This is a genomic window from Pseudoflavonifractor sp. MSJ-37 (genome assembly GCF_018917965.1).
Classification (GTDB): Bacteria; Bacillota; Clostridia; order Oscillospirales; family Oscillospiraceae; genus Pseudoflavonifractor_A.
Genome location: NZ_JAHLPP010000008.1, coordinates 1 through 25,639 on the forward strand (window position 1 = coordinate 1; position 25,639 = coordinate 25,639).

Consider the following 25,639-nt stretch of genomic DNA (forward strand, 5'->3'; position numbering starts at 1 on the left):
GCCGGCCGCGGCGACGGCACCTTCGCTCCTTCTGCGAACGTGACCGGCTCTGAGGCCGCCAAGATGCTGCTGGTGGCTCTGGGCTACAACACCAAGTACGAGGGCATCGGCGGCGCCACTTGGCAGACCACCACCGACGTCCTGGCCAACCTGGCCGGTCTGTACGACGAGCTGGAGGACATGAACACCTCCAATCCTCTGACCCGTGACAACGCCGCCCAGATGATCTACAACGCTCTGAACGCCAACGTGGTCTCCTACAGCTGGACTTACAACGCCAATGGCACTGCGGTCGCCGTGCAGAACAAGTCCGACGACACCATGCTGGAGGACAAGTTCGGCGTCGTGACCGTCGAGGGCATCGTGGTCGCCAACGAGTATGCTGACATCGAGAACGGCGGCGATGCTCTCAAGGAGGGCAAGACCACCATCGATGTCACCAACCACGAGAAGGGCCAGGACAACTACGACGGTATTTCTACCTTCAACGTGTCTTCCGGCCGCGACGAGCTGGGCCGCGCTGTGACTCTGTACGTCAAGCCTTCTACCACTGCCGCAAAGTCTGCCGACAAGGGCACTGTTATCGGTTCTGTGGTCGTTACCAGCGAGAACACCGTGGTGGAGGACTCCAGCCGTGACTCCCTGAAGGACGTGGCTAGCGACAATAAGCTGAGCTACGTCTCTACCGGTACCAACAAGACTCAGGTCTCCGAGAATTACAACGCTACTCGCGACATTACTACTTCTGACATCAGTGATGACGGCTATCGCGGTGAGGTCCGTGTGCTGATCGACAATGACGATGACAGCAAGGTCGATTATGTCATTTATGAGACCTATGAGCTGGGCAAGGTCACCAAGTACTCCACCAAGGATGACGGGTCCATTATCCTGAACGGCACCAGCTCTCTGTCCTTCGATGACAAGGACGACGTGGTGGGCTTCGAGAACGTGGCCAAGAACGACTACGTCATGTACGCTGTCATCGGCGGCAAGCTGTATGTGTCCAAGGCTGAGTCTGTCACCGGTGAGCTGACCGCCTATAAGGCCGATGGAGCCAAGTCTACTCTGACCGTGGACGGCACTAAGTACAATGCCTCCGGCCTGAACTTCTACAGCGATGGCAACACTCTGACCAGCGCTCAGGGTTATAGCACCCTGAAGAAGGAAGCCACCTTCTATCTGGATCTGAAGGGCAATGTGATCGCGGTCGATGGCACCAACGCCACCAACAACTACGCTTTCCTGATAAAGGCCGGTCTCGTGGGCGGCGCCAGCGACGATGTCCAGGTCAAGGTGGCTCTGGACGACGGTACTACCAAGACCTACACTCTGTCCGACGACAGCGTTGGTGTCAATAAGGATTCCGTGAACACTCTGTGCACCTACACTGTGAGCGATGACGAAATCACTCTGGAGGCTGTTGATGCTGAAGACGTCGATAACGACAATATCACCATCAAGAAGGGCAATGCCACTGTGACCGGTATCTCCGGCGCTTACGCCGATTCCAGCACTGTGTACTTCTATGTTGCTCCCAAGGGCGCCTATGATGCTGCGACTAAGAGCTTCACCGACCTGAGCGTTGATGAGGTCGATGTCTATGTGGGCAAGGACAAGGTCTCTGGTCTGGAGTTCAAGAACACCGACAAGACCGACTATAAGTACTTCACCAAGGACGGCGACATCAAGGCCGTCGTGGTCGTGACTGACGGCACCAAGAGCGCCAGCAACTATATCTATCTGTATGAGAAGCTGGGCAAGAACTCTGACGGCTATCTGTACAACGCCATCGTGGACGGTAAGATCGTGAAGGACGTTGTCGTGACCACTGACAAGGCCAACGAGACCCTGTATCCCTACACTCTTACCAGCAAGGGCTTCTACAAGGTCGGCGGCGAGCTGACTGATAAGGGCAATGTGACCCGCATCGACGGCGACTCCGTCATCATCGGCGGCACCGAGTATAAGCTGACCAAGGATACTGTCATTGCCAATATCGACGGCGGCGACACTGAGCTTGAGTCTGTCATCAATGAGGGTGACTATGTTGCCTTCAAGGCGAACAGTGATAAGGATCTGGAGGCTGTCTTCGTGACCCTGCCTTACGACGCCAGCAAGACCGCGATCACTGTCGACAAGGATGCCGCTAATACCGCCAACGTGACCGTTACTGTCAGTGGCGATATCATCACCATCGGTGGTACGAACAAGGCTAGCCTGACCGGCACTACTCTGGCCGGCATTCTGAAGGGCGGCAGCAACACTGCGGTTGCCGTCTATGAGGATGACGGCGCGACTGCGGTCACTGGCAGCAATGTTGCTGACGACTATATCGTCACTGTGACCTACACCAAGAGCGGTACCAGCAAGACCATGGTGGATACCTACACCATCGTTATCGCTTAAGTAACCATCCGATATTGTCCTGACGGACCATTTCGGAATGATCGAGACACCCCCGGGCTTCGGCCCGGGGGTGTTTTCGTGTCCATTTAGAAGAACAGCAGACCGTGATCGTAGAGCGTACAATGCTCCTCTCCGCTGTGGAGGGTCCAGGTGAGCTGGACCGGACCGCCGTCCAGCTCTGCCGTCCAAGTCCCCTCGGTGCAGGGCTGACCGCCGGTCTCGGTGGTCGCCCGCTGTCCCGTCTGGACCAGAGGCGTGCCGTTCAGGGCCGGGGATACGGCGCCTCCGCTGTACCGGGCATAGAGCACGCCCCTCCGGCATCCCGCCGGAGGCGTGGCGGAGATCGTGGTCATATCAGCGGTCTCGCCGCACAGGGGGACGATCTTCGCGGTGCCCGCCAGCTTGTTTGAGGCGGTGACGGCCAGGTCGAGAGCGGAGCTGCCGCCCTTCGGGAAGCCCACATAGTACTTCTGGCCGGCAGAGAGCCGGACCGGCTCCTCCAGCGTGACCGCCGCCTCCTGCGCAGAGGACGAGGCGGGGAAGCGGACCGACTGCTGGCGCGCTTTAGCCCCGTCTACCCACACCTCCAGAGAAACGCTGGCGGCAGAGGAGCTTTTCGCGATGACTGTGAAGCCGGTGAGCATCCCGGGCCCGGTGGCCGTGTGGACGGCGGTATAGAGGGCGCTGTAATAAGGTCCATTGAAGCTGGAGCTCTGGCGGTCGGTCCAGCCGGCTTCGCCCTGACGGAACAGGCGGAGCGCCCCGTTTTGGAGCGTGAGGGCCTCATCCATCTCGGCGATGGCGGCGTCGTTCAGGAAGCCGTCGTAGAATAGCCCGCGTTGGGCCCCGCCGCCCAGCCGCTCCAGATCCATCCGGAGCATCAGATCATAGAGGTCGTAGGCGGTCATCAAGGCCCGTCGTTCCAGCCCGCCCAGCGCCCCGTCGATCTTGGCGAAGTCCTCATTGAAGTCGGTCCGCAGGAACGGGTCCCCCGGTCCCCACTGGTGGAGCTGATGATGTTTCGTATAATTCGGCATATACATTCCTCCTCGTGTTCGGATAGGACTGGGGCGGAGACGGCCCGAACGGGACGGGACCGTCGGACGGAGGGGAGAAAAAATGGGCATGAAAAAGCGCCCCTCGACGAGAGGGGCGCTCAGATGGTCGCGTTCGACACGCCGGGAGCGGGCCGTATGGCCCGCTCTTTGGCGTCCTGCGGCCTTTTTACGCCTTGTAGGCGGTGTCATACTCCCAGGGCTTCCCGCCGCACAGACAGCCGCCGTCCACGTGGTAGGCCTGCCCAGTCATGTACACCGAGGCGTCGGAGGCCAGCATGATCGCCATGCCCACCAGCTCGTCGGGGGTGCCGGGACGGCCCATGGCGATCCGGTCCCGCAGGTAGTCGCCCCGGGTGGGGTGGTCCCAGGTCACCTGGGTCAGCTCGGTCAGGATATGGCCCGGGCTGATCGCGTTGGCCCGGATGCCGTACTGGGCGAACTCCACGGCCATGGAGCGGGTCAGGGCGATCACGCCGCTCTTGGACGCGCCGTAGACGGAACAGCCGCCCAGCATGCCCTCGTCGTTGTGGGAGCCGATGTTGATGATGTTGCCGCTCCGGCGCTTGTACATCTCCCGGGCCACGGCCTGGCTCAGGAAGAACACGCCCTTCAGGTTGGTGTCCATGATCCGGTCGTAGGTTGCCTCGTCCACGTCCAGCAGGCCCTCCCGCTTGTTGATGCCCGCCACGTTGAAGAGCACGTCGATCTTGCCGTAGGCGGCGGTCACGGCGTCCACACAGGCGTGGATGCTGTCCAGGTCGGCCACGTCCAGCAGGAAGGGGGCCGCGTCACAGCCCTCGGCCTTGAGCTTGTCGGCCAGAGCCTCGCACTTGGAGAGGGTGCGGCCGCACAGGGCGACTTGAGCCCCGGCTTTGGCCACGCCCTCGCTGATGGCCGCGCCGATGCCGCCGGCCGCGCCGGAGATCAGGATGGTCTTGCCCTCCAGAGAGAACACGGACTTGAGGTAGTTCGCGATATCCATTTCGAGTCAACGCCTTTCTTAATGGATCTGAGGATGGATCAAAGGGACGCTTAAGTTCAGTGGATGCTGTCCTTATGGAAGATGGCCTGGATGGCGGCGTCGTCCTCCACGGTGGCGTTGGGCATGGGGAAGGTGCTGGCGCTGGTGGCGGAGATGCCCCGGAGCCGCAGAGCCTCCTTCAGCACGGGCAGGAAGGGGCTCCGGACGGAGTACAGGTCCATGAGCCGGTCGATCGTCTGCTGGCCCTTGGCGATGCCCTCCAGGTCGTTCTCCCGGAAGGCCCGGACCCAGGCGGTGCAGACCTCGGGCACCACGTTGGACAGGGCGCCGATACAGCCGTTGCCGCCGGCCAGCACATTGTGGGCAAAGTTGTCGTCGAAGCCGGAGTAGATCTCGAACTCGGGGAGCTCGGACTTGACGGTCTTGATCAGCTCACGGGTGTGGTCCATGCCGCTGATGGTGTCCTTCATGCCCACGATGTTGCTGTGGAGCTTGGCCAGCTTCACCACGGTCTCCGGAGCGATGGTGTAGCCGGTGTTGTCGGGGAAGTTGTAGATGTAGATGGGCCCGTGGATCTCCCCGGCCAGCCGGTCGTAGTACTGGAGCAGGGCCTCGTCGTCGAAATGGAAGTAGTACGGGGGCAGGATCATGACCGCGTCGGCCCCCTGCTCCAGGCAGTAGTTGGAGAAGTCGATGATCTCCCGGGCCACCATGCTGGAGGTGCCCACGATCAGCTTGACTCGGTGATCGATGGTGTCGATGGCGAACTTGGCCATGGCCCGGCGCTGCTCCATATCCATGGCGAAGAACTCGCTGCTGCTGCCCTCCACCAGGATGCCGTCGATCCCATGGGCGATCAGGTTCTCATAGAGCTTCTTCTGGCTGTCCAGATCCAGGCTGCCGTCGGCGTGGAACAGGGTGATGGCCGGGCTGAGATAAGATGCATTCATGTCGATGACTCCTCTCATGTCTCCGCGGAGCGGATGACGATTCCGTATCGTGAAACCATTTTCCAAATATGATCCTTCAAAAAAACGGGTCCTTTCTCCGGGAGGACACCGTTCCCATATACACCCTCATGATAGGCCCTCAGAGACGCTTTGTCAAGCATTTTGCACCGCGAAAAGACGTAGAAAAAATGCCTCCGCCCCCGTGCCGGAGCACGGGGGCGGAGCGCAGAGAGAGGGTAGAAGAGGATATCGATCTCTTATTCCAGACCGGCGCCCTTCATCGCGGAGAGAGCGCGGTCGGTATAGAGCTTGTAGAAGCCCTTGCGGGGCTCGCGGGGGATGATGCCCTTCTTGGCGCGCTCCTCCAGGACCTTGGTGGCCTCCTCGATGGAGCAGGGCACGCCGTGGATGCCGGTCACGTTGATGGTGCGGTCCTTGACGCTGTAGGAGATCAGGTCGCCCTCCTCCAGGAAGGCGATGGGGCCGCCGGAGGCCGCCTCGGGAGAGACGTGGCCGATGGCCGCACCGCGGGTGGCGCCGGAGAACCGGCCGTCGGTGATCAGGGCCACGGAGCCGTTGATCCGCTCGTCACAGCAGATGGCCTCGGTGGTCATCAGCTGCTCGGGCATACCGCAGCCGCGGGGGCCCTCGTAGCGGATGATGACGATCTCGCCCGGATCGATCTTGTTATCGACGACGGCGTCGTGGGCGTCCTCCTCGCAGTTGAACACGCGGGCCTTGGCGTTGACGACCTCGCGCTGGTTCATGGCGCAGGCGGAGTACTTCAGCACGGAGCCCTCGGGGGCCAGGTTGCCCTTCAGGATGGCCACGGAGCCCTTCTCGGGGGCCTTTTCCACGGGGAAGATGACCTGGTCGCGCTCCAGGCCGTAGTTGTGCAGGTAGCCCAGGTTGCGCTCGAACCAGTTGTCCTTGTGCAGGTCCTCCAGGTTCTCGCCCAGAGTCTTGCCGGTGACGGTCATCACGTCCAGATCCAGCATGTCCCGCAGGAGCCACTGGACCATGGGGATGCCGCCGGCGAACCAGAAGGCTTCGGTCAGCTGAGTGCCGGAGGGGTTGATGTTGCCGATGTGGGGCACCTGATGGTTGATCTCATCGAACAGCTCGATGGGCAGATCGTAGCCCAGCTCGCGGGCGATGGAGGGCAGGTGGATGGTGCCATTGGTGGAGCCGCCGATGGCGGAATGCACGATGATGGCGTTCTTGAAGGCAGCCTCAGTCAGGATCTTGCTGGGGGTGATGTCCTTCTCCACCAGCTCCATGATCTTGCGGCCGGCGTAGCGGGCATACTGGAGGATGTCGCGCATGGTGGCGGGCACCAGAGCGGCGCCGGGCAGGGTCAGGCCCAGAGACTCGGCCATGCACTGCATGGTGGAGGCGGTGCCCAGGAAGGTGCAGGCGCCCACGGAGGGACAGCCGGTCAGCTTGTAGTCCCGGATCTCCTGCTCGGTGATGGCGTCCTTGCGGCGCTGACGCAGGGAGATGTCGCCAGCCACCAGAGAGGTGGTCATGTCGGGACCGGGACGCATGGAGCCGCCGGGCATGAAGATGGCGGGGATGTCCATCCGGGCGATGGCCTTCAGATGGGCGGGGATGGACTTGTCGCAGCTGGAGGACAGGATCATGCCGTCCCAGGGTACGGCGGAGGCGTGGACCTCGACCATGTTGGCGATGGCCTCGCGGGAAGCCAGGACTACGTTCATGCCGTCATGGCCCTGCGCGCAGCCGTCGCAGATGTCGGTGGCGTAGTACTTCGCGGGCTTGCCGCCCTTCTCGTACACGCCGTAGACGGCCTGCTCCACCAGCTGGTTCAGATGGGTGGAGCCGGGGTGAGAGTCACCGTAGACGCTCTCGACCATGATCTGGGGCTTCACGATGTCGGTGTCGTCCCAGCCGGAACCCATCTCCAGCGCGTCGAACTGAGCCCACAGCATACGGGCGTCATGGCTAGTCTGCTTCATAAGAAAGATCCTCCTAAGATCGTTTGGATGAAGTGGTATCGAAAAAATGAGGAAGGCCTGCCTACCAGCATTTCGGCGAGTAAGCAGGCCTTCCTCCTCAGGGGCGCTCCGCTGAGAGGAGAAGAGGCTCCTCGCTGCTTGCGCTGATCTCACAGCGTTCAGGTTTGGGAAGATAGGTCACACGTCAGACGGGTCCGCTTAGAACAGGCCCACGGTGTGGAAGATGAAGACCAGGATCATACAGAAGACGCTGGCCACAGCATCGGGGATGGTGATGTACTTCAGGCCCTGAGTGATCTTCTCCAGGTTGAAGAACCGGGACACGACCCAGAAGCCGCTGTTGGTCACATGGTTGAAGCACAGGGTGCCGGCGCCGATGGCCAGAGTGGTGGCCACGGGGCTCAGGCCCAGAGAAGCCATCATGGGGGCGACCACGCCCACGGCGGTCAGGCCAGCAGTGGTCATGGAGCCGACGGCGGTCATCATGACAGCGCCGGTCAGGTAGGGGATCAGGATGGCGGGGAAGCCGGTGCCGCCGATCAGGTCGCTCAGCAGGGGGATGGCGGGGCAGGACTGGATGACCTTGGAGAAGGCGCCGCCCATAGCGGTGATCAGCAGGGCGGCCAGGGCCACCTCGAGACCACGGGCGATCCAGCTGTTCAGCACGACCTCGTTGAAGCCGGCGGGGTCCTTGCCGGTGGCCTCCAGGTTGCTCTTGCGGACGGAGGCCTTGTGGCAGCAGCCCAGGATCATGGTGTAGAACACGGCGATGCCCAGAGCCACGATCTTGTCGCTCATGATGGCGGCGACGGTGCGGATCATGGCGTCATCGGGGGCGCTGTCGGGGATGAACATCTTGATGACGGAGCCGCCGGCGATCAGGATGACGGGGATGGCGATGGTCATGAAGGAGGCGAACGCGCCGGGCAGATCGGCGTCCTTGATGAGCAGCTCGTTCACGTCGTCGGACTTGGTCTCTTCCAGACCCTCGACCACGGCGGGCACGGGCTCGATCCACTCCTTCTCACACCACTTCTTCAGGACGATCCAGGTCAGGAAGAAGGCGATGACGGTGACCAGGATGCCCCAGCCGATGACGGCGCCCAGATCCGCCTCCAAGGCGATGGACACGGCCAGGATGCCGGGGGTGGGGGGCACCATGGCGTGGGTCAGGTTCAGGCCGGTCTGAGTGAAGGCGGCCATAGTGGACATAGAGATGTGCTTGCGCTTGGACAGAACGTTGGCGATGTTGGAGCACAGGATGGTGGTGATATCACCGAACACGGGGATGGACACCACATAGGCGGTCAGAGACGGAGCCAACTCCAGGTTCTTGCCATGGAACAGCTTGATGAAGCAGTTCGCGATGGACTTGGCGGCGCCGGTGTCCTGCACGCCCATGGCCAGGATGGCGCCGAGCATGATGGGGATACCGAGGCTCTGGAGGGTACCGCCGAAGCCGCCGGTCAGCAGGCTCAGCGAATCGACGAAGGAGAAGCCATTGACCATGGCCATGACCAGGCCGACCAGGAACAGTGCGAACGTGGGGTGCAGCTTGACTTTGATGATCAGCAGGACCAGGACGGCGATCGCGAGCACCAGAGTCACAAGGAACATACCAGCAGACACTCTAAAAACTCCCTTTCCGTTTTAGGATAGTCACGCGGCCGGAAACCTTCCCAGAAATACGGCCGCGCGGTGCGGCTGACGACACAGCCGCGGGATCACATCTACCTTCCCAAGTGGATGACGATCAGATCGAACGCGTGGTGAGCGTCCCTCCTTTCCCTCCGGTGAGATCCTGTCCCGGTGGAGCGGTGCATGACAGAAGCACATTTCCACGATGCGGAATAGCATTTCACTAGATGACTCCAAAAAAGAACGACCATTCGTGCCGTCCATTTTTGTCACAGACATCATAACCATTCCACGTGGATTTGTCAAGCATCGACGAAAAAACCGTTCGGTCCAGTTGCTGCGTAAACTGTTTTGGACGATTCTTGTATGCCTATATTTGTATTTAAAACCATATAATTACAAAATTTATGCACACATCATTTTGAATGGAACAGTGCGATTTTTTGATATTTTATGAATCGACTGTGCTGTCACGAGGGAAAAACAGGAGATGTCTGCTCCATGGAGCGAAGTAGGATTTGACATATTCGGCACCCGTATGATATAACTGTCTCACCGATCGAACGACAAAGCAGCGACGGAGGCCCGGTCCACATGAAAAAGGAAGAAGTTTACAAATATTCGTTCAAGCTGGAGCGGAAAACGGCCTCGCTCTATGTGCAGAACACCGGCAGACAGCAGTGCGCCCCCCGCTACAGCTGGGGACCCGGCATCCGGGACCACTATCTGATCCACCATGTGCTCTCCGGAAAGGGATGCCTGATCGTGGGCGAGGAGCGCTGGCCGTTGTCCAAGGGGGACACCTTCCTCACCTATCCGGACACGCCCATCCTCTATTATGCCGATGAGCAGGACCCTTGGGAGTATGTCTGGGTGGGGTTCTACGGCTCGGATGCCCGCAAGCTGGTGGAACAGACCGCCTTCGCCCCGGCACGGCCGGTGCTCCACGCCTATTTCCCGGATGAGATCGCCCGGATGTTGCTGGACCTGTGTGGGGAATACGGCACCGCCCCCTGGTGCGGCCCGGCCATGACCGGACAGCTCTACCGGTTCCTGGCCTTCCTGATCGAGCGGGCCCAGTGCCTCTCCGGCGGAGCCGCCGTTCGGGAGGACTGCGCCGAGACCGCCGCCCACTACATCATGAACCACTATGAACAGCCCATCACCATCGCCGCTCTGGCAGACCTGACCGCTGTGAGCCAGAGCAGTCTCTACCGGAGCTTCAAGGCCCGGTTCCATGTATCCCCCAAGCAGTTCCTCAACTCCTACCGGATTGAGCGGGCCAGCTTCCTGCTGACCAACAGCATCTATTCCATCCGGGAGATCTCCAACTCCGTGGGCTTCGACGATCCCCTCTACTTCTCCCGGGCCTTCAAACGGCTGAAGGGCATCTCGCCCCGGGCCTTCGCGGAGCGGTATGGCGCGCGGCCACAGGAGGAATGACGGAAAAGTCCATATAAATAAAGGTCCTCTTCCGATCGGCACCGATCGGAAGAGGACCTTTTGCAGGTTCTCTGGCATTATTTCCGTCGCTGTTTCCCGCCGGATGGTCAAATAAACCTCGGCTAAATGGCCGGATATGCCCTCTTTTTCGCAAATCATCCAATGATGAGGTGGAGAGACGGCTCTGGTTTGGAAAAAATATCTATGAATGATCGGTCCGTCCATTTCATTCGAATTGGACATACGCTATAATAAAGACAAGCCAGCCGGCGTGTGCTGCCGGCGTGATGGTCCCGCCGGATGGCGGGGCGACATTCAAAGGAGGAACGATCGACATGAACAAGAAGATCCCTGCTCTTGCGCTCGCACTCACCATGACCGCCTCTCTGGCCGCCTGCGGCGGCAATAACGGCGGTACCGCCAGCACGCCTGCCCCCGCCGGCTCCACTGCTCCCGCCGGTCAGCAGTCCGACCTGAAGGTCGGCGTGTTCTACTACAACTTCGCGGATGCCTACATCTCCACCGTCCGCTCCGCCATGGATGCCCAACTGGACGGCCTGGGCGTGACCTATCAGAACTTCGACGCCCAGACCAACCAGGGCGAGCAGACGAACCAGGTCAACACCGCCATCACCGACGGCTACAACCTGCTGATCGTCAACGTGGTGGAGAACGCCTCTCCCGACGCCGCCCAGAACATGGCCGACGCCGCCAAGGCCGCCGGCATCCCCATCATCTTCTTCAACCGCGACTTCGACGCCTCTGTCATCCAGAGCTATGACCAGTCCGCTTTCGTGGGCACCGATCCCGCGGAGGCCGGCCATATGCAGGGCCAGGCCATCGGCGAGTATCTGGTGGAGAACTACGACGCCGTGGATCTGAACGGCGACGGCAAGATCTCCTATGTCATGTTCAAGGGCCAGGAGGGCAACCCCGAGGCGGAGATGCGTACCCAGTACGGCGTGGAGGATGCCAACACCGTCCTGGAGGCCGCCGGCAAGCCTGATCTGGAGTTCTATGACGCCCAGAACGAGAAGAAGTATCTGGTCGACCAGACCGGCGCCTGGTCCTCTCAGGCCGCCACCGACTACATGAACACCATCCTGGGCCAGTACAACGACGGCAACAACAACATGGTCGAGCTGGTCATCGCCAACAATGACGGCATGGCCGAGGGCGCCATCTCCGCCCTCCAGCAGGCCGGCTACAACCAGCCCGGCAGCGATAAGGTGATCCCCGTCTACGGCGTGGACGCCATGGCTTCCGCCGTGGAGAAGATCGACGAGGGCATCATGGCCGGCACCGTCAAGCAGGACGGCGAGGCCATGGCCGCCACCATCGCCACTCTGGTGCAGAACGTGAAGGACGGCGCTGCCCTGATGGACAACACCGACCAGTATGTGGTGGACAGCGACGCCGCCAAGATCCGCGTCCCCTACGCCATGTATACCAAGTGATCGAACGGGACCGCCGTTCATCCTGACCCCACGATCGACGGTCCGCGGGGCTGCCTTCCGGGCAGCCCCGCGGGCGCCCGTGGAGCCCCCGCCTGTGCTCCCTCTCCCCACTCAGTGGAGGAGTGGCGCAGGCAGCGGCTTCGCGCATATGGAGAGGAGGAATTTTATGGACCAGCCGGTACTGCTGGAAATGAAGGGCATCTGTAAGGAGTTCCCCGGAGTGAAGGCCTTGGACCACGTGGATCTGAAGGTCCGGGCGGGCACCGTCCACGCCCTGATGGGCGAGAACGGCGCAGGGAAATCCACCCTGATGAAGTGCCTGTTCGGGATCTACAGCCGGGACGCGGGCACCATCACCCTGGACGGCCGGGAGATCCATTTCAAGAGCTCCAAGGAGGCGCTGGAGAACGGCGTCGCCATGGTCCATCAGGAGCTGAACCAGGCCTTGACCCGCACCGTGAAGGACAACCTCTGGCTGGGGCGCTACCCCAAGGTGGCGGGCTTCGTGGTCAGCGAGCGGATCATGGACCAGCGCACGAAGGAGATCTTCGACACGCTGGAGGTCTCTGTGGACCCCAAGGCCGTCATGTCCACCCTGCCGGTCTCCCAGCGGCAGATGGTGGAGATCGCCAAGGCGGTCTCCTATGACGCCAAGATCATCGTGTTCGACGAGCCCACCTCCTCCCTCACCGAGTCCGAGGTGGAGCACCTCTTCCGCATCATCGATATGCTGAAGAAGAAGGGGTGCGGCATCATCTACATCTCCCACAAGATGGACGAGATCCTCCGGATCAGCGATGACGTGACCATCATGCGGGACGGCGCCTGGGTGGCCACCCGGCCGGCCAGCGAGCTGACCATGGACGAGATTATCCGCCTGATGGTGGGCCGTGAGCTCACCAACCGCTTCCCGCCCAAGGAGAACGAGCCCGGCGAGGTGATCCTGGACGTGGAGCATCTGAAGGGCAGATACACCCGGCTGAGGGACGCCTCCTTCCAGCTCCGCAAGGGCGAGGTGCTGGGGATCGCCGGTCTGGACGGCTCCGGCCGCACCGAGGTGCTGGAGAACCTGTTCGGCTCCATGACCCGGGACGGCGGGACCATCCGGCTCCATGGCACAGAGATCCACAACCGGAGCCCGCGCGAGGCCATCCGGAACGGCTTCGCCCTGCTGACCGAGGAGCGCCGGGCCACCGGCATCTTCGGCATCCGGGACATCAAGGACAACACCGTCATCTCCAACCTGAAGAGCTATCTGAAGGGCGGTATCTGCCTCAGCGACAAGAAGATGACGGAGGACACCGAGTGGGCCATCCAGGCCATGCACATCAAGACCCCCAGCCAAAAGACTCAGATCCGTTCCCTGTCCGGCGGCAACCAGCAGAAGGTCATCATCGGCCGCTGGCTCCTGACCAAGCCGGAGGTCCTGCTGTTGGACGAGCCCACCCGCGGCATCGATGTGGGCGCCAAATATGAGATCTATCAGCTCATCATCGATCTGGCCAAGGAGGGCAAGGGCGTCATCATGGTCTCCTCCGAGATGCCGGAGCTTTTGGGCGTGTGCGACCGGATCCTGGTCATGTCCGGCGGATGTCTGGCCGGCGAGGTGGACGCCAAGACCGCCACTCAGGAGCAGATCCTGACGTTGGCCGCCAAATATGTTTGACATAAGAGGGAGGAACACGATCCATGAGCAATGAGTCCAAGGAGCTGGCCGCGAACGCCAAGCGCTTCGACCGCAAAACTCTCGGCGACAAGCTGATGAACAACGCGCTGTACATCCTGATGATCCTGGCGGTCATCTACATCCAGTTCTTCTGCAACTCCAACTTCCTGGCCCCCGCCTCTCTGGTGAACATCCTGTCCCAGACGGCGGCCTATCTGCCCGCGGCTCTGGGCATCGCGGGCTGTATCGTCCTGACCGGCACCGACCTGAGCGCCGGCCGGTGCGTGGGTCTGACCGCCTGCATCTCCGCCTCTCTGCTCCAGAAGGTGGGCAGCGCCAGCAAGATGTGGACCAACATCGGCACCCTGCCCGTGCCCGTGGTCATCCTGATCGTGGTGCTGATCGGCGCTCTGGTGGGCGCGTTCAACGGCTTCTTCGTGGCCAAGTTCAAGCTGCATCCCTTCATCGTCACCCTGGGCACCCAGCTGATCCTGTACACCTGCCTCCTGCTGTATGTCCAGCAGGGCAACAACGGCGGCATGGCGATCTCCAGCCTGGATCCCAGCTACACGGACTTCATCAAGGGCTCCTTCGTCAGCGTGCCCACTGGCAACGGCACCAGCACCCCCATCCCCAACTTCGTCTGGTTCGCCATCCTGCTGACCGCCCTCATGTGGTTCATCTGGAACAAGACCACCTTCGGCAAAAACATGTTCGCCCTTGGCTCCAATGAGGAGGCTGCCCGGGTCTCCGGTGTCAACGTGTTCGCCACCACCATCATGGTGTTCGCTCTGGCCGGCGCCATGTACGGCTGGACCGGCTTCGTGGAGGGCGCCCGCATCGGCTCCAACACCGCCAACACCGGCTTCAACTACGAGCTGGACGCGATCGCGGCCTGCGTCATCGGCGGCGTCTCCTTCGTCGGCGGCATCGGCAAGATCCGCGGCATCGTGATCGGCGTGCTCCTGCTCCGGCTGATCTTCGTCGGCCTGAACATGGCCCACGTCTCTCAGGACCTGATCTATCTGGTCAAGGGCGGCATCATCCTGTTCGCCTGCGCCCTGGATATGCGCAAGTATCTGGTCAAGAAATGAACGAAACAGGGCCCAGTGCCCGGGAGAGGGCCACGCTTTCAGCGCGGCCCTCTTTTCTGTCTCCCATCATCCCATACGAGTAGGTGACTATATGAGAACACTTTCTGAACTGTATCAAGCGCTGGAGGACGGTGCGCTGGACGACTGCCTGCGTACCCTGGCCTGTCTGGGGGTGGAGGAACGCCCAACGATCCAGCGGGCACGGACGGCCCGAGTGGCCAGGGCCTTCCAGGAGACCTTCGGCCGGGACGACCGGACAGAGGCGGCCATGCTCTCCGCTCCTGGCCGGACGGAGATCGGCGGCAATCACACGGACCACCAGCACGGCCGGGTCCTGGCCGCGGCAGTGGACGTGGACCTGCTGGCCTGCGCCGCGCCCAACGGCACGCACACGATCCGCTTCCAGTCTGAGGGCTGGCCTCTGGTGGAGGTAGACCTGTCCGACCGGTCGCCCCGGCCGGAGGAGAAGGAGTCCACCGCCGCCCTGATCCGGGGCATGGCGGCCCGGGCGGCCCAGCTGGGCTATGTGCCCGCAGGCTTCGACGCCTATGTGGTGTCCGATGTCCTGCCCGGCTCCGGTCTGTCCTCCTCCGCCGCCTGCGAGGTCCTGATCGGCAATATCCTCAATGTGCTCTTCTGCCGGCAGGAGCTCTCTCCGGTGACGATCGCCCAGATGGGCCAGTACGCCGAGAACGTATATTTCGGAAAGCCCAGCGGCCTCATGGACCAGATGGCATCCTCCGTGGGCGGCGCGGTGGCCATCGACTTCGCCGATCCATCCGCCCCTGTGGTGGAGCCCCGCAAAGTGGATCTGGCGGCGGAGGGCTATGCCCTGTGCATCATCGACTCCGGAGCGGACCACATCGACCTGACAGCGGAGTACGCAGCCATCCCTGGAGAGATGAGGGCTGTGGCCGCCTTCTTCGGGAAGGAGGTCCTCCGGGAGGTGCCCGAGGACGCGTTCCTAGCGCATATCCCGGAGCTCCGGGCCGCGGCGGGAGACCGGGCAGTCCTCCGGGCCCTCCACTTCTTCGAGGAGGACCGGCGGGCCGCCGCGGAGAGCGCCGCTCTGGCCGCCGGGGACTTCCAGAGCTTCCTGGAGCTGGTCCGGTCCTCCGGGCGGTCCTCCTGGGTCTATCTCCAGAACGTGTCCCCCGCCGGGACAGTGCGGGAACAGCCGGTAGCCGTGGCTCTGGCCGCCGCCGAGCTCGCTCTGGGCGGCCGGGGGGCGTTCCGGGTCCATGGCGGCGGGTTCGCCGGGACCATCCAGGCCTTCGTGCCGCTGGACCTTCTGGAGACGTTCCGCCACAGGGTGGAGGCTGTCCTCGGAGAAGGCCGCTGCCATGTCATGTCCATCCGTCCCGTGGGCGGCGCGGTCCTCTGGGCCTGAGCCGTCCATCCTATCCGATCCATCCACCATTCCGCAGGGAGGTAATCTCAACTATGGCTATCCTGGTACTTGGCGGCGCGGGCTATATCGGCTCCCACACCGTCTACGAGCTCATTGACGCGGGCCGCGACGTGGTCGTGGCCGATGATCTTCAGACCGGCTTCCGGGCGGCGGTCCACCCGAAGGCCCGCTTTTATCTGCTGGACATCCGGGACCGGGCGGCCCTGGACGTCCTCTTCGAGAAGGAGGACATCGAAGGCGTCATCCACTTCGCCGCCTCCTCTCAGGTGGGGGAGTCCATGTCCGATCCCCTGAAATATTACGACAACAACCTCCACGGGACCATGGTGCTCCTGTCCGCCATGGTGGCCCACGGAGTGGACAAGATCGTGTTCTCCTCCACCGCCGCCACCTATGGCGAGCCCGAGCGGGTGCCCATCTTGGAGGGCGACCGCACCGATCCCACCAACTGCTACGGGGAGACCAAACTGGCCATGGAGCACATGATGAGCTGGGTCTCCAAGGCCCACGGTCTGCACTATGTGGCCCTGCGGTACTTCAACGCCTGCGGCGCCCACCGCTCCGGCGCCATCGGCGAGGCCCATGCCCCGGAGACCCACCTGATCCCCCTGATCCTCCAGGTCCCCAACGGCCAGCGGGAGAAGATTATGGTGTTCGGCGGGGACTATCCCACCCCGGACGGCACCTGCATCCGGGACTATATCCATGTTTCCGATCTGGCCCAGGCCCACATCCTGGCGCTGGACTACCTGATCCGGGGCGGGCAGAACGATGTGTTCAACCTGGGCAACGGCGTGGGCTTTTCTGTGCGGGAGGTCATCGACTGCGCCCGGAACGTCACCGGACATTCCATCCCCGAGGAGATGGCCCCCCGCCGGGCCGGCGATCCCGCCCAACTCATCGCCTCCTCCCGGAAGGCCATGGACGTGCTGGGCTGGAAGCCGGAGCAGAACAGCCTGGAGGCCATCATCGCCTCTGCGTGGAACTGGCACAAGAGCCATCCCCACGGCTATGAGGCCTGAATGGAGGAGCGTATCATGACGATCGACGACGCGGTCTCCCAGCTGGTGAGCTATGCCCAGCAGAAAGGCCTCATCGAGCCGGAGGAGCGGATCTGGGCGGTGAACACCGTTCTGGATGTGCTCCGTCTGGATGGCTGGACGGACCCCGGGCGGGACTGGGGCGAGCTGGAGCTGGCTCCGATCCTGGAGACCCTTCTGGATGATGCCCGGGCCAGGGGCGTGCTGACCGAGGATGGCGTGACGTTCCGGGACCTGCTGGACACGGAGCTCATGGGGCGGCTCACCCCCCGGCCCGCCCAGGTCCGCGCCAGGTTCCGGGCGCTCTATGCCCGGTCCCCCCGGGAGGCCACCGACTGGTACTATCAGTTCAGCCAGGACACCAATTATATCCGCCGGGACCGGATCGCCCGGGATATGCAGTGGAAGGTCCCCACGGAGTATGGGGATCTGGACATCACCATCAATCTCTCCAAGCCGGAGAAGGACCCACGGGCCATCGCCGCCGCCCGGGTGCTGTCCCCTACGGCCTATCCCCGGTGCCAGCTCTGCGCGGAGAACGAGGGCTATGCCGGACGGATCGGCCATCCCGCCCGACAGAACCACCGGGTGGTCCCGGTGACGATCGCCGAGGCGCCCTGGTTCCTGCAATACTCCCCCTATGTGTACTACAACGAGCACTGCATCGTGTTCAACCGGGAGCACGTCCCTATGAAGATCGACCGGGCCTGCTTCGGTAAGCTGCTGGACTTCGTGGCCCAGTTCCCCCACTACTTCGTGGGTTCCAACGCAGACCTGCCTATCGTGGGCGGCTCCATCCTGGCCCACGATCACTTCCAGGGCGGCCATTACAGCTTTCCCATGGAGCGGGCACCCATCGAGGAGCCCTTCGTGTTCCCCGGCTTCGAGGATGTCCGGGCGGGCATCGTGAAGTGGCCCATGTCGGTGATCCGGATCGGCGGACCGGACCGAGACCGGCTGATCGGGCTGGCCGACCAGATCCTCCAGTCCTGGCGGAGCTATACGGACGAGGAGGTCTGCATCCTGGCGGAGACCGGCGGGGAGCCCCACAACACCATCACCCCCATCGCCCGCCGCCGGGGAGAGGACTATGAACTGGACCTGGTCCTGCGGAACAACCTGACGACCCCGGAGCATCCGCTGGGCCTCTATCATCCCCACGCGGAGCTCCACCACATCAAGAAGGAGAACATCGGCCTGATCGAAGTCATGGGCCTGGCCGTACTTCCGGCCCGCCTGAAGGGCGAACTGGCCGCGGTGGCCGCCCATCTGGCAGATGGGACCGATCTCCGGGCAGATCCGCTGTCCGCCCCCCACGCGGACTGGGCGGAGACCTTCCGGGCGGACTATCCGAACCTCTCCGCGGAGGACGCGCTGGACATCGTGGAGCAGGAGACCGGAAAGGTCTTTGCGCAGGTCCTGACCCACGCGGGCGTCTATAAGCGGGATGCTCAGGGCCGGGAGGCCTTCCGCCGCTTCCTGAGGCAGGTGCGCCCATGACCAGATGGACGAGAACGCCCTTTGGGCGCACGGCCGCCGGAGATCCGGTGGACTGCTGGACCGGCGAGGCCGGACGCTATGCCGTGGAGCTCCTCACCTATGGCGGGACGCTCCGCTCGTTCCGGGTGCCCGCCCCGGAGGGCCGGCGGGACATCCTGCTGGGCTTCGATACCATAGGAGACTATGAGGCCCAGGACAAGTATATGGGCGCCACCGTAGGCCGGGTGGCCAACCGGATCGCCGGGGCATCCTTCCCGCTGGATGGCAGGATCTATCCGCTGGCCGCCAACAATGGTCCCAACTGTCTCCACGGTGGGACCTCCGGCTTCGACCGGAAGCTCTGGACTGCCATGCCGGCCGGCGAGACGCTGACGCTGGCCTGCCGGAGCGCGGATGGGGAGGAGGGCTTCCCCGGTACGCTGGAGGTCTGGGTGACGTTCTCCCTCACGGAGACCGGTGCCCTTGCCATCGACTATCGGGCGGAGAGCGATCAGGACACGCTGTGCAGTCTCACCACCCACGGCTATTTCAACCTGCTGGGCCATGGGGCCGGGAGCCTGGCCGGCCAGAACGTGCAGATCTTCGCCGACCGCATCGGCACCATCGGCCCGGAGAGCACTCCTACGGGCCAGCTCCTGTCAGTGGAGGGCACCCCATTCGATTTGCGGGAGCCTACCGCCTTTCTGGATGGCCTGGCCCGGGAGCATCCCCAGATGACGCTGGGGAACGGCTATGACCACAACTTCGTCCTCCACGGGCAGACGGTCGGACCGCTCCGCCGGGCGGCGGTGGTGACGGGCGGTGGACTCAAGCTGGTCTGTGAGACGACTCAGCCGGGGCTCCAACTCTATACTGCCAATTTCCTGTCGGGCGAGCGGGGGAAGGGCGGCGCGGTCTACGGGCCCCGCTCAGCCTTCTGCCTGGAGGCTCAGGGCTGGCCTGACGCCATCCATCATCCGGACCAGCCCAGCCCGATCCTCCGGGCCGGAGAGACGTATCACCAGCGGACGATCTACACCGTCACTGCGGAGTGATCGCCCCCCATGTCAACCAAATGTCAACCAACCCGAGTCCTGGAAGCCTTGCGGTGCAAGGCTTCCAGGACTCTTTCGTATCGAAATCATATCTCATGTCAACCAAAAGTCAACCAGGGGTATTTTTCGGGGGCGTTTTGCCCCGAAAAATACCCCTTTTTTCTTGGAATCAGCACGGAAATGGCAGGTGTGAGGGCTGTCGTACCATCGTTCGACCGCACGTTTTCTTCGGAAAAAGTGCGGGAAAACAGGGGAAAACGCCGCTTTCTCAAATCAAACAAGGAGGAATCCTCAATGAGCAACCTCAAGAAGGTTCTCAGCGTCGGTCTGGCGTCTACCATGGTCCTTGGTATGATGACCACCGCCGGTGCTGCGAACTATGACAAGTTCACTGACAAGAACGACATCGAGCACAAGGATGCCGTCTCCATGGTCAGCGAGCTGGGCATCATCGCCGGCCTCACCAACGGCAGCTATGCCCCCAAGCAGAACATCGACCGCGCGTCCTTCGCCCGTCTGGTCTGTGTCGCCCTGAACGGCGGCAAGGAGCCCAAGCTGGGCAACCTGAAGACCACCTTCAAGGACACCCAGGGCAACTGGGCTGAGCCCTACATCGCCTACTGCGTGCAGCAGGGCATCATCTCCGGCAAGGGCGACAACACCTTCGCTCCCTCCGCCAACGTGACCGGCTCCGAGGCCGCCAAGATGCTCCTCGTCGCCCTCGGTTACAACTGCGCTTACGAGAACATCGGCGGCGCCAATTGGCAGACTGCCACCGACGTGCTGGCCAACCAGGCCGGCCTGTACGATGACCTCCAGAGCATGAACACCTCTGAGCCCCTGACCCGCGACAACGCCGCTCAGATGATCTACAACGCTCTGGACGCCACCAAGGTCAAGTATGAGATGGTCACCGGCGTGTCCACCACTGGTCAGATCACCGTGACTCCTCAGCGCGTCAACCTGACCAAGACCGTCAGCGGCACCACCCATGATGTGACCATGCTGGAGGACGCATTCGACGCCGTCAAGGTCGAGGGTATCGTCGTGGCCAACGAGTTTGCTGATCTGAGCAAGGGCCCCAGCAGCTCCGCTATGGACGAGGGCAAGACCAGCATCAACATCACCAACACCGATGAGCAGTCTGCCTTCTCCGGTCGTAAGGCTATCTTCAGCGTCTCCACCGGCGAGGAGCATCTGGGCCGCTCTGTCACCCTGTATGTGAAGGACGACTCCTCCAATTCCTCCAAGGCCACCGTTCTGGGCAACGTGATCCTGTCCGAGGACAACAAGGTCGTCACCGATGCCTCCGGCGATTCCATCTACACGGTGGCGGATGACAACGATCTGGACCTGTCCTACAGCAGCGATAAGACTCAGGTCGCGAAGAACTATGGCAATGTGACCGATCTGGCCAAGTCCGCTGCGGACGCGAAGGGCACCAAGGGCGTGGAGAAGGTCCTCATCGACAACGACGATGACGGCGATGTGGACTACGTCCTGCTGAACACCTTCGAGCTGGGCAAGGTCACCAAGTACTCCACCAAGGATGACGGCTCCATCACCATCTCTGCCGGTTCTACCTTCAAGGCCGACAAGAAGAAGGATGTCGTGGGCTTCGACGACGTGAAGAAGGACGATCATGTCCTGGTCGCCCTGATCGGCGGCAAGCTGCACGTCCAGAAGGCTGAGACCGTCACTGGCAACCTGACCGGCTACAAGACCGACAGCTCTCTGACTGTGAACGGCACCAAGTACGATGTCTCTGATGTGCCCTTCGACACCAGAAATCTGGAGGATGCCTCCAAGTATGGCACGTCCAGCACCCTGAAGAAGGAAGCGACCTTCTATCTGGACCGCAACGGCCGCGTGGTCGCCGTGGGCGATGCTGAGACCTCCGCCTATGCCTACGCTCTGGTCTGGGGCGTCGAGAAGGGCAGCTCCATCGGCGACGACAAGGTCAAGCTGACTCTGGAGGATGGCACCACCAAGACCTATGTGGTCGATTCCGACAGCAAGGTCTATGTGAAGGCTGGCGGAGTTCAGCTGACGGATGGTAACAGCGTTGATGACCGTAATGCCCAGGGCGCTATCGTCTCCTACAGCGTGACCAGCTCCGGCGAGGTCAAGATGGAGTATCCTACTGGCAACCACACCGGCGCTAGCGCGACCTTCAATAAGAACAAGACCGCTATTGCCGTCGATGGCAAGACTGTCGGTTATGCGAACAGCAGCACCACCTTCTTCTATGTCAGCCTGAAGAGCGGCGGCTCCGCCATCGATAAGGTGAGCACCTACACCGGCTACACCAATGCCCCCAAGGTCACTTCTACCTCTAGCGTCAGTGTTGCCGAGAACAAGAGCGGCAAGACCGTCGCTGTGGCCTTCACCGGCACCAGCGTGGCCACCAACGTGGATGAGCATCTGTTCGTCTACAAGGTCGGCTCCATGAACGACGATGACACCATCAGCGCTGATGTCTACCGGAATGGCAAGGACGAGGCTGAGACCATCAAGATCTCCAAGGTCAGCGGCGGCCTGAGCAAGCTGGAGGACCTGTACGACTACTCCGACAACCTGTTCACCTACAATGTCGACAAGGACGGCAACTACGAGCTGGATACTGTGGCTCGTGCCAACTATGTTGCCGGTACCGTGACCAACGATCCCAAGACCACTCTGGTCGTGGACAACGGCACGGAGTACAAGATCCTGTCCTCCACCGTCGTGATCGACAACGTGGACGATCCCAGCAAGCCTGACGCGGTCCTGAACGGCGGCGTCGATGAGGGCGACACCGTCATGGCCGTCGTCAACAGCGATGACGAGGCTCTGATGATCGTCATCACCAAGAATGGCGTCCTGTATGATGTGGACAGCAGTGATATCACCGATGCCTTCAAGGCCGACGATACTGTCACCGTGTCCGGCAACATCACCGGCGATGTGGTCGTGCCCGTGGGCAAGACTCTGGTCCTGACCGGTAAGACCACCTTCAATAACAGCCTGACTGTGACCAAGGACAGCGCCGACAAGCACGGCAATCTGGTCCTGGATGCCACTCTGGAGCTGGATGTCAAGAACACCGTCACCTCCATGAACGCCAACGGCTGCATCAAGGCGGAAGAGGGCGCTCTGGTCAAGAACGAGACCGACTCCACCATCTTCACCGTCCTCGCCGGCGGCGTTGCCACCAGCGCCACCAAGACTTGGGACGGCAGCGCTTGGAACTGATCCTCTCTCTGAGATGATCGTCCGCTCTGAATGAGCGAACAGACCCACCCCCGGGCTCCGGCCCGGGGGTGGGTCATTTTTTACAGCAGGATCAGACCGTAGTCATAGACATGGACTACGGCGCTCTCCCCACAGGCCACGTCCAGCCGGACCGCCATGGGGCCCGCCGGGAGGACCTCGTCCAGCCGGAACATGGACTCCGTGCAGGGGAGGCCCTCTCCCGGCTCCACCGTGGTCCGCTGTCCGTCCGGGGACATGGGGCGGGCCTGACCGCTCCAGTTCAGCGCCAGCGAGACGGAGCCGCCGCTGTGCCGCACCCACGCCAGCGCCCCGTGGGAGGCCGGGACGTCCCGCTCCATCGAGGTCATGGTCCCGGAGGCCGCCCCCAGCGGCGTGATCTGGAAGGAGCCGCCCAGCCCGGCGCCGGAGCGCTCCAGCAGAAGGGCCGAGTTGGTATAGGAGGCCGTCAGGGACACCCGGACCGTGTCGCCCTGCTTCACTGTGCAGGGCGTGGGGAACGAGAACGTGCAGGAGGCCGTGCCGTTGCCGGAGACCTTGGACGCCTTGTAGACGTAGTCCGTGAAGAGGGCCGTGCCGTTGTGGGTCAGGGTACAGCGGTAGGTGTTGTCGTGGGCGGAGCTGCCCTTGTTGTGCCACTGGAAGGTCATCCCCGTGAGGATGCCGCCGCCGTCGATCGTCAGGACCCGGGTCTCCGCGGAAGAGGGGCCGTCGGAGCCGCAGCCCAGGTCCAGGGCGCTGAGCCCAGTCTTGTGGAGGGTGAGACAGCGCCGCCCCAGGATCAGCGGATCGTCCTTGGCGGCGATACAGCGGTCATCCAGAAAGCCCTCTACGATCATGGCCTTCTTCCAGCCGGTGACCTTGCCCTCATAGTCCCGTTGGAGCAGGAGATTGTAGAGGTCGTAGCTCAGATCCGGCAGGACCGCCGTCCGGGCCTCCAGCCCGCCCAGCGCCCCGTCGATCTTGGCCAGGTCCTCGTTGAAGTCGGTCCGCAGGAACGGGTCCCCCGGCTCCCACTGGTGGAGCTGATGATGTTCCGTATAAGTTGCCATTCAAATTCCTCCTCGTGTTCGGATAGGGCCGGGGAGGAGACGGCCCGAACGGGACGGGACCGTCGGACGGAGGGGGGAAACGATGGGGCCGCACCGTTCGACCACATCCTCCATCCGGTCTGTGGTATCCTGCCGTCATACCGAAATTTCCAGGAGGGACGAGCTATGCCAGTGACGATCACAGGGGCGGGGCGGGACGTGACCGCCGCCCTCAGCGGCGAGGTGGACCACCACCACGCCCGGGCCATCATGGACGAACTGGACCGGCTGGCCGACACCGCCCTGCCCCGGCGGCTGACGCTGGACCTGTCCGGGGTGAGCTTCATGGACAGCTCCGGGATCGCGGTGCTCCTGCGGGCCTATCGCCGGGCACAGGAGCTGGACGGAGCCGTCCGGGTGGTCCATGTGCCGGACCAGGCCTGGAGGGTGCTCCGGGCCGCCGGTCTGGAGCGCCTGATGACCTTTGAATGAGCGGGGGGATACATATATGAGACAGAGACCGGAAAACGAGGCCGCGCTGACCTTCCTCAGCCGCTCCTCCAACGAGGGCTTCGCCCGCACGGCGGCGGCCTGCTTCGCCGCCCAGCTGGATCCCACGCTGGACGAGATCAACGACATCAAGACCGCCGTCAGCGAGGCGGTCACCAACTGCATCGTCCACGCCTACCCGGACGCCCTTGGAAAGATCCTGCTCCGCCTGCGGATCTACGGCCGGGACACGGTGGAGATCCTGGTGAAGGACAGCGGCGTGGGCATCCCGGACGTGGACAAGGCCATGGAGCCCCTCTTCACCACCGGGAACGAGGAGCGCTCCGGCATGGGCTTCACCATCATGGAGAGCTTCATGGACCGGGTGAAGGTCCGTTCCGCCCCGGGGAAGGGCACCGCCGTCACCATGACGAAGCGCCTCGCCCGCCGGATCGGCGGGGGCGCATGAGCGTCGCCGACACCCCGGAGCTGCTGGAGGAGGCCCGCAAAGGCGACAACGAGGCCTGCACCCGGATCTTGAACGAGAACGGCGGTCTGATCTGGGGCATCGTCCGGCGGTACTACGGCCGGGGCGTGGACCCGGAGGACCTGTACCAGCTGGGCTGTCTGGGCTTTTTGAAGGCGGTGCGGGGGTTCGACCCGGCCTTCGGGTGCCAGTTCTCCACCTACGCCGTGCCCAAGATCGCCGGGGAGATCCGGCGGTTCCTGCGGGACGACGGGGCCGTGAAGGTGAGCCGGGGCATGAAGGAGCGCTGGGCCGTCCTGCGGCAGGCCCAGGAGCGCCTGACCGCCGCTCTGGGCCGGGAGCCCTCCCTCTCCGAGCTGGCGGAGGAGACCGGTCTGGAGCCGGAGGAGATCGCCGCCGCCGAGGAGGCGGCCCAGCCGGTGGCCTCCCTCCAGACGGAGACCGGCGACGGCGTCACGCTGGAGAGCGCCGTGGGGGCCGAGGGCTTCGAGGAGGCGCTGGTGGAGCGGGAGTCCCTCCGCGCCGCCGTGGCCGCCCTGCCCGACCGGGAGCGGCGGGTGATCCTCCTGCGGTATTTCCGGAGCTATACCCAGGACCGGACCGCCAAGGTCCTGGGGGTGTCTCAGGTGCAGATTTCCCGCATCGAGAAGCGGGCCATGGAGAGGCTCCGGCATCTGCTGGAGGAAACATAAGACGCGCCCGCCCGGCTCCTTACAGAT

General features: G+C 62.8%; 19 protein-coding genes. 13 read left to right on the forward strand and 6 right to left on the reverse strand.

The features are described from left to right. The coding region (locus tag KQI12_RS11960) for a hypothetical protein (RefSeq protein ID WP_216573670.1) at positions 1-2,409 on the forward strand (2,409 nt) is incomplete at its 5' end. An 86-nt stretch (positions 2,410-2,495) separates the two neighbouring features. On the opposite strand, the gene KQI12_RS11965 is transcribed toward KQI12_RS11960, so the two are convergent. The 5 genes from KQI12_RS11965 to KQI12_RS11985 form a co-directional block, all read right to left on the reverse strand. Then, positions 2,496-3,446, reverse strand: coding sequence for a hypothetical protein (locus KQI12_RS11965; protein ID WP_216573712.1), 951 nt, complete (start codon positions 3,444-3,446; stop codon positions 2,496-2,498). A gap of 187 nt (positions 3,447-3,633) precedes the next feature. Then, positions 3,634-4,449 (reverse strand): SDR family NAD(P)-dependent oxidoreductase, encoded by an 816-nt coding sequence (locus tag KQI12_RS11970; RefSeq protein ID WP_216573671.1) that lies wholly within the window; start codon positions 4,447-4,449, stop codon positions 3,634-3,636. Between the two features lie 56 nt (positions 4,450-4,505). Then, complete coding sequence (locus KQI12_RS11975; RefSeq protein WP_216573672.1) at positions 4,506-5,399, reverse strand: dihydrodipicolinate synthase family protein; 894 nt, start codon at positions 5,397-5,399, stop codon at positions 4,506-4,508. Positions 5,400-5,656: 257 nt separating this feature from the next. Further along, positions 5,657-7,378: a dihydroxy-acid dehydratase gene (ilvD, locus tag KQI12_RS11980; protein WP_216573673.1), complete on the reverse strand. Its 1,722-nt coding sequence runs from the start codon at positions 7,376-7,378 to the stop codon at positions 5,657-5,659. Between the two features lie 198 nt (positions 7,379-7,576). Next, the gene (locus KQI12_RS11985) at positions 7,577-8,995 is read right to left on the reverse strand and encodes a GntP family permease (protein ID WP_216573674.1); all 1,419 of its coding nucleotides are present in this window, start codon (positions 8,993-8,995) and stop codon (positions 7,577-7,579) included. A gap of 615 nt (positions 8,996-9,610) precedes the next feature. Here KQI12_RS11985 and KQI12_RS11990 point away from each other — a divergent pair. The 9 genes from KQI12_RS11990 (at position 9,611) to KQI12_RS12030 (ending at position 22,895) form a co-directional block, all read left to right on the forward strand. Next, positions 9,611-10,459 carry an AraC family transcriptional regulator gene (locus tag KQI12_RS11990; RefSeq protein ID WP_216573675.1) on the forward strand — a complete coding sequence of 283 codons (849 nt, stop codon included), beginning with the start codon at positions 9,611-9,613 and terminating at the stop codon, positions 10,457-10,459. Positions 10,460-10,794: 335 nt separating this feature from the next. Further along, positions 10,795-11,916: a galactose ABC transporter substrate-binding protein gene (locus KQI12_RS11995; RefSeq protein WP_216573676.1), complete on the forward strand. Its 1,122-nt coding sequence runs from the start codon at positions 10,795-10,797 to the stop codon at positions 11,914-11,916. A 166-nt stretch (positions 11,917-12,082) separates the two neighbouring features. Continuing rightward, positions 12,083-13,582, forward strand: a complete 1,500-nt coding sequence (locus tag KQI12_RS12000) for a sugar ABC transporter ATP-binding protein (RefSeq protein WP_216573677.1) — start codon at positions 12,083-12,085, stop codon at positions 13,580-13,582. Positions 13,583-13,605: 23 nt separating this feature from the next. Continuing rightward, positions 13,606-14,676, forward strand: a complete 1,071-nt coding sequence (locus KQI12_RS12005) for a beta-methylgalactoside transporter (RefSeq protein WP_216573678.1) — start codon at positions 13,606-13,608, stop codon at positions 14,674-14,676. A gap of 91 nt (positions 14,677-14,767) precedes the next feature. Further along, positions 14,768-16,066 carry a galactokinase family protein gene (locus KQI12_RS12010; RefSeq protein ID WP_216573680.1) on the forward strand — a complete coding sequence of 433 codons (1,299 nt, stop codon included), beginning with the start codon at positions 14,768-14,770 and terminating at the stop codon, positions 16,064-16,066. A gap of 53 nt (positions 16,067-16,119) precedes the next feature. Further along, entirely contained in the window at positions 16,120-17,109 is a 990-nt protein-coding gene (gene galE, locus KQI12_RS12015; RefSeq protein ID WP_216573682.1) for a UDP-glucose 4-epimerase GalE, read from the forward strand. Between the two features lie 15 nt (positions 17,110-17,124). Beyond that, positions 17,125-18,627: a UDP-glucose--hexose-1-phosphate uridylyltransferase gene (locus KQI12_RS12020; protein ID WP_216573683.1), complete on the forward strand. Its 1,503-nt coding sequence runs from the start codon at positions 17,125-17,127 to the stop codon at positions 18,625-18,627. Further along, a complete protein-coding gene (locus KQI12_RS12025; protein ID WP_216573685.1) occupies positions 18,624-19,661 on the forward strand; it encodes an aldose epimerase family protein in 1,038 nt (345 codons plus the stop codon). The genes KQI12_RS12020 and KQI12_RS12025 overlap by 4 nt, the downstream gene beginning before the upstream one ends. Before the next feature lie 294 nt (positions 19,662-19,955). Then, entirely contained in the window at positions 19,956-22,895 is a 2,940-nt protein-coding gene (locus KQI12_RS12030; RefSeq protein ID WP_216573687.1) for an S-layer homology domain-containing protein, read from the forward strand. Between the two features lie 80 nt (positions 22,896-22,975). Here KQI12_RS12030 and KQI12_RS12035 read toward each other — a convergent pair whose 3' ends face one another. After that, positions 22,976-23,965 carry a hypothetical protein gene (locus tag KQI12_RS12035; RefSeq protein WP_216573714.1) on the reverse strand — a complete coding sequence of 330 codons (990 nt, stop codon included), beginning with the start codon at positions 23,963-23,965 and terminating at the stop codon, positions 22,976-22,978. A gap of 165 nt (positions 23,966-24,130) precedes the next feature. Here KQI12_RS12035 and KQI12_RS12040 point away from each other — a divergent pair, with 165 nt between their 5' ends. The 3 genes from KQI12_RS12040 to KQI12_RS12050 are packed head-to-tail and all read left to right on the forward strand — an operon-like array spanning position 24,131 to position 25,612. Beyond that, a complete protein-coding gene (locus tag KQI12_RS12040) occupies positions 24,131-24,436 on the forward strand; it encodes an STAS domain-containing protein (protein WP_216573689.1) in 306 nt (101 codons plus the stop codon). A 16-nt stretch (positions 24,437-24,452) separates the two neighbouring features. Further along, positions 24,453-24,902, forward strand: a complete 450-nt coding sequence (spoIIAB, locus tag KQI12_RS12045; RefSeq protein ID WP_216573691.1) for an anti-sigma F factor — start codon at positions 24,453-24,455, stop codon at positions 24,900-24,902. Then, on the forward strand, positions 24,899-25,612 hold the full coding sequence (locus tag KQI12_RS12050) for a sigma-70 family RNA polymerase sigma factor (protein ID WP_216573693.1): 714 nt from the start codon (positions 24,899-24,901) through the stop codon (positions 25,610-25,612). The genes spoIIAB and KQI12_RS12050 overlap by 4 nt, the downstream gene beginning before the upstream one ends. Positions 25,613-25,639: the final 27 nt, after the last annotated feature.